The 4,126-nt window shown below is 41.6% G+C and carries 3 protein-coding genes and 1 pseudogene; 1 reads left to right on the plus strand and 3 read right to left on the minus strand.

Features of this window, described 5'->3' with window-relative positions; all coding sequences use genetic code 11:
• The 3 genes and pseudogenes from FTU72_RS15935 to FTU72_RS15945 all read right to left on the minus strand — a co-directional run.
• Nucleotides 1–647 (minus strand): annotated as a pseudogene (locus FTU72_RS15935) (IS3 family transposase); the annotation flags it as partial.
• Between the two features lie 240 nt (nt 648–887).
• On the minus strand, nt 888–1,790 hold the full coding sequence (locus FTU72_RS15940) for a neutral zinc metallopeptidase (RefSeq protein ID WP_179992117.1): 903 nt from the start codon (nt 1,788–1,790) through the stop codon (nt 888–890).
• 48 nt (nt 1,791–1,838) lie between these two features.
• On the minus strand, nt 1,839–2,765 hold the full coding sequence (locus tag FTU72_RS15945) for a DUF808 domain-containing protein (protein WP_180053110.1): 927 nt from the start codon (nt 2,763–2,765) through the stop codon (nt 1,839–1,841).
• 190 nt (nt 2,766–2,955) lie between these two features.
• On the opposite strand from FTU72_RS15945, the gene trpS reads away from it, so the two are divergent.
• The gene (trpS, locus tag FTU72_RS15950) at nt 2,956–3,969 is read left to right on the plus strand and encodes a tryptophan--tRNA ligase (RefSeq protein ID WP_005234596.1); all 1,014 of its coding nucleotides are present in this window, start codon (nt 2,956–2,958) and stop codon (nt 3,967–3,969) included.
• Nucleotides 3,970–4,126: the final 157 nt, after the last annotated feature.

The following is a 4,126-nucleotide window of genomic DNA, read 5'->3' on the forward strand; positions in this document are numbered from 1 at the left end:
CTGAATAGCCAATCCTTTGAGCAGATATGGATATTTACGGTGAGCTTGATTAGCCTGGCTTAAATTTGGTTTGCAATATAACGCCTGAATACCCATTTTCTTCATTAAAGTACGTGTATGACGTCGTCCTATATGATGCCCTTGACGATTCAACAAATCACGCATCATACGACTGCCTGCAAAAGGATATTGCATATGTAATTCATCAATACATCGCATCAGCTTCAGATCTGATGAGCTAACAGGTTTTGGGCGATAATAATAACAACCACGAGAGACTTTCAGTAACTTAGCTTGTTTAGATACTGAAATCTGAAGTGAGTGATCGATTAACTTTTGTGGTTGAAGCGGCCCAGTTTCTTCAACACACCTTCTAAAAAATCAATTTCTAATGCCTGCTCACCGATTTTTGCATGTAACTTTTTAAGATCAATGGGAGGTTCTGATGGAGCTTTTGATTGATCGAAAGCTTGTGAGGAAGCTGAGATCAATTGATTTTTCCAGTCAATAATTTGGTTTTGATGAACATCAAACTCAGAACTCAATTCAGCAAGTGTTTTTTCTGCTTTGATCGCAGCAAGTGCTACCTTAGCCTTAAAGTCGTTTGAATGATTTCTTCTTGGTCTACGTGCCATAAAATACTCCATATATTGATGTTTATAACATCATTTGAGGAGCAGAGTATCACTTATAGGAGTTGTTCAAATTTCCGGATCCATCTCTTAATGACATCAGCAATTTAAAATATATTCTCTTTGCGATTTCGCTATTTGCCTTGGCTGCCTTATTTGTCAGTATCAAGATTTTGAAAAACTTCCGTCGTTTTCTGGAAAAATAACTATTCAATCATTAGGGGAGCATTTGCTCCCCTTTTTTGATCTTTAATTTTAGATATTTTGATTAAAAGTATCGCAAGCAGACATTTGTCCCGATTTCAAACCGGTATTAAACCATTTTACCCGCTGTGCACTGGTACCATGCGTAAAGCTGTCTGGTACGACATGGCCTTGGGCCTTTTTCTGCAGATAGTCATCACCGATCTTGTGTGCCGCATCCATGGCTTCCTGTACATCACCCTGCTCCAGGAATTGCGTACGCTCATGGTTATGATAAGCCCATACCCCAGCCAGACAATCCGCCTGTAGTTCTTGACGTACAGAAAGCTGATTACCCTGCGCTTGAGTGGCTTGTTGGCGTGCCTGCTGTACCTGTGAAGAAATACCTAAAATGGTCTGGATATGATGACCCACCTCATGTGCTACCACATAGGCTTGAGCAAAATCGCCTGCCTGATCATTGCGAGATAACTCGGTTGAGTTCTGTTCCCCACTAATTCCCATCTGAGTACGCATATCTTTAAAGAATGCCGTATCAATATAAACTTTCTGGTCTGCCGGACAGTAGAAAGGTCCCATGGCCGATTGCGCTGTACCACAACCAGAATTTACTACCCCACTAAATAGAACCAGTTTAGGCGGAGTATATTGCTGGTTCAGCTGCTGCTGAAATACTTGAGACCAGGTATCTTCTGTATCGGCAAGCACAGTTCCTACAAAATCGATCGCTTCTTGCTGTTCTGGCGTTGGATTTTCCAGACCCCGTGTTTCTGCACTAGAAACACCTTGCGTAACTTGCTTGGTGGTTTGATAGGCTTGCTGTGGATCAACGCCAAAAAACTTCCAGGCCACGAAAGCAATAATCAACCCGAGAATACTGATTCCACCGGCTTTGGCACCACCGCCACGACGGTCTTCTACATTGCTACTAACACGACGTCCTTTCCAGCGCATAGTGAGATTCCTTATAGTTTAAATTCAGCTTATTTTAACGGGCCTGATTTATACTTGCTTTGGTTTCGATCTGATTTTTTGAATAAAGCCAATCAAGATAAATACAATTAACCCTGCCACAAAACCAATCACCAGATTAATCAGTGTAGGCGTAACAGCCCCTACGATACTGCCCAGACTAGGCATATGCTCTACATACTCAACCGAATCTTCAGTAAAATGATGAAACCATGGAATGGTATGGGCAATAATCCCGCCTCCGACCAGGAACATCGCAATCGTACCTACAATCGTGAGGGTTTTCATCAATTTAGGAGCAAAAGCCAGTAATCCACGGCCTATACTTTGCTTGAAGCTGGATGCCTGCTTAGTCAGGTACAAACCTAAATCATCAATTTTAACAATCATGGCGACGAAGCCGTACACCCCGACTGTCATTAATATGGCAATTCCTGCCAGTACGATGACCTTGGTGGTAAAAGCTGCGGCTGCCACCGTGCCCAAAGAAATCACTACAATTTCCGCAGATAAAATAAAGTCAGTTCGGATCGCACCCTTAATTTTCTCTTTTTCAAATGTGGCCAAATCGGTTTCGATCGTAGTGAATTCAGCCTCAGCATCTTCTTCAGTCTTGGCTTTCTTATGCTTTAAACTATGTAGAACTTTTTCTACGCCTTCATAACAGAGAAATAAACCGCCAATCATCAGTAAAGGATTGATTAACCAAGGCGCAACCACACTAATAAGTAAAGCCAAAGGAACAAGAATCAGCTTATTAATAAAAGAACCTTTCGCTACCCCCCACACCACAGGAAGTTCACGTTCTGCCCTTACACCGCTGACTTGCTGGGCATTTAATGCCAAGTCATCCCCCAAGACACCTGCTGTCTTTTTTGCAGCCATCTTGCTCATCACGGCAACATCGTCTAAAACAGTCGCAATATCATCCAATAATATTAATAAGCTGCTCGCCATTCTTGTTATCCTTATTACCTTTAGACATATTTTAATGAAAATATTTAAAAAATATTGTATTCACTTGTTTAATTAATAAGATTTTTTTACTGCGGCTTTTTTTCTGGCTGACATTCAAAAACAGAATGCCGTACAATGTGGCCATTCGTTAAAATATAGATGTAGTACAGACTACTTTTTGGAATAGATAATGAGTAATCAAGATAATCGTCCAGTAATCTTGACTGGCGACCGTCCTACCGGACAGCTTCACCTTGGCCATTTTGTCGGTTCATTACGCTCTCGCGTAGGTTTACAAGATTCTCACCATCAACATTTGTTACTCGCTGATGCTCAAGCCCTGACAGATAATGCAGACAACTTTGAAAAAGTACGTCGCAATATTATTGAAGTAGCAACAGATTATCTGGCTGTCGGTATTGATCCAACCAAAACTACTATCTGTGTTCAGTCTTGCCTGCCAGCCTTAAACGAACTGACTATGCTCTATCTGAACTTTGTGACAGTTTCACGTCTAGAGCGCAACCCGACCATTAAATCAGAAATTCAGATGCGTGGTTTTGAGCGTGATATTCCTGCAGGTTTCTTATGCTATCCAGTGGCTCAAGCAGCAGATATCACAGCCTTTAAAGCAACTGTAGTTCCGGTGGGCGAAGACCAGATTCCAATGATCGAACAGACCAATGAGATTGTACGTCGCCTTAACCGTCAGATTGGCCGTGAATTACTGCCTGAATGTAAGGCGCTGCTTTCTAATGTGGGACGCTTACCAGGTTTTGACGGTAAAGCGAAAATGTCTAAATCATTAGGTAATACTATTGTTCTAGATGCCTCTGACAAAGACATCAAAAAAGCTGTCAATGCGATGTATACCGATCCGAATCACCTTCGCATCGAAGATCCAGGCCAGGTTGAAGGCAATGTGGTATTTACTTACCTGGATGCATTCGACACCAATAAAGAAGAACTGGAAGAACTGAAAGCACATTATCGCCGTGGTGGTTTAGGTGATGGTACGGTGAAAAAACGTCTGGAAGGTATTCTGAAAGAGCTAATCGGTCCAATTCGTGAACGTCGGATGGAACTGGCCAAAGATCCGGATTACATCATGGATATTTTGAAAACGGGTACAGATAAATGCCGTGACATTACACAGGCCACTTTAGATGAAGTGAAAACAGGCTTAGGTGTTTTCCATTTCTAAGCTAGACAATATTTAAAAAAGCCCTTCATAAAGTAATGCCAGTCAGTTAAGAGATTGACTGGCATTTTTTTGGGTATTTCTGTGGTTTCCCTTTCACAACTCGTGGGTAGTTTCTACTTCTTTTTTTCGGTAAAACATACCTTTTAGATTTTTCCAT

Origin of the sequence: Acinetobacter sp. YH12137 (assembly GCF_013418535.1) — a bacterium.
Lineage (GTDB): Bacteria > Pseudomonadota > Gammaproteobacteria > Pseudomonadales > Moraxellaceae > Acinetobacter.

Excerpts from the sequence above, each read along its gene's own strand:
- FTU72_RS15940 (WP_179992117.1), bottom strand. The coding sequence starts at position 1,790 with ATGCGCTGGAAAGGACGTCGTGTTAGTAGCAATGTAGAAGACCGTCGT.
- FTU72_RS15945 (WP_180053110.1), bottom strand. The coding sequence starts at position 2,765 with ATGGCGAGCAGCTTATTAATATTATTGGATGATATTGCGACTGTTTTA.
- trpS (WP_005234596.1), top strand. The coding sequence starts at position 2,956 with ATGAGTAATCAAGATAATCGTCCAGTAATCTTGACTGGCGACCGTCCT.